The sequence below is a fragment of the Neisseria sp. P0019.S002 genome (assembly GCF_051957155.1).
GTDB lineage: Bacteria > Pseudomonadota > Gammaproteobacteria > Burkholderiales > Neisseriaceae > Neisseria > Neisseria perflava.
In genome coordinates this window covers 1-869 of record NZ_JBQCWS010000020.1, presented here as the reverse complement: position 1 = coordinate 869, position 869 = coordinate 1, and the positions used below count along the sequence as shown (strand labels likewise).

The following is an 869-nucleotide window of genomic DNA, read 5'->3' as shown; positions in this document are numbered from 1 at the left end:
GTAATAGCGTTATCCGGTTGTTTCACCGGTAAACATAAAGTTCAGGCATTACCGGATACAGAATTAAATAAGCCATATTTCATAGAATTTAATGTGGCTAACCAAGCTACTTATCCCGATTATTTCAAGGTAAAAATGGATCCCCCGAATTCGGGGTTAACTGTAAAGCCCATCGATAAGTGGTATGATACGGTTCATATTTCTGGAACTCCACAAACCAAACAGGATATTACGATTGAAATCTCTTATTATATAAGAGGACCAGGAGGATTTTTGGGATTGGGTAAGAAGGATCATAAGAAATTTTATCAGATAAAAGTTAAAGAATGAGTTAAGGTTATCTGAAAGTTTAGTTTAGATAGCTTTCCCCTAAGAAAGGATTGTTGATATTTCAAGAAAACACTGTGTTGTTTACATAACAGGCGTAGTTTGAATTGGACGCCTAACTTTCTCAAAGGTTGTCTGAAAGTTTTCAGACGACCTTTTTACTAATGGCAGTCGTCCTGTTTGATTGTTCATGCAACAGAAGAAACGGAAGATGATATAGTGGATTAACTTTAAACCAGTACGGCGTTGCCTCGCCTTGCCGTACTATCTGTACTGTCTGCGGCTTCGTCGCCTTGTCCTGATTTAAATTTAATCCACTATACTTAATGGCAAACTCAAAATTTACGGCTCACGGCGCAGGCGCATGGTTTTGCCGTTTTGCTCCAAAATCAAATCATCGCCGTCGAAACGATAGTTCCACACGCTTCTCATGTTCAAGAAAGCCTCTTCCAACTTCATGTCTTCACACAACATCATCGACGTCGCAATCGGACCGAAATCGATTTTGCCCGAACCGACTTCTTTTGCTTGGAGCATCAAAT

General features: G+C 39.7%; 2 protein-coding genes and 1 pseudogene. 1 reads left to right on the top strand and 2 read right to left on the bottom strand.

Annotated features, from left to right (window positions below; all coding sequences use genetic code 11):
• On the top strand, positions 1–330 hold a 330-nt coding region (locus ACTHTY_RS11285; protein WP_440367694.1), incomplete at its 5' end, for a hypothetical protein.
• A gap of 211 nt (positions 331–541) precedes the next feature.
• On the opposite strand, the pseudogene ACTHTY_RS11280 reads toward ACTHTY_RS11285, so the two are convergent.
• A pseudogene (locus tag ACTHTY_RS11280) lies at positions 542–652 on the bottom strand (IS5/IS1182 family transposase); the annotation flags it as partial.
• Between the two features lie 17 nt (positions 653–669).
• Positions 670–869: META domain-containing protein (locus ACTHTY_RS11275; protein ID WP_440367692.1), on the bottom strand; the 200-nt coding region annotated here is incomplete at its 5' end.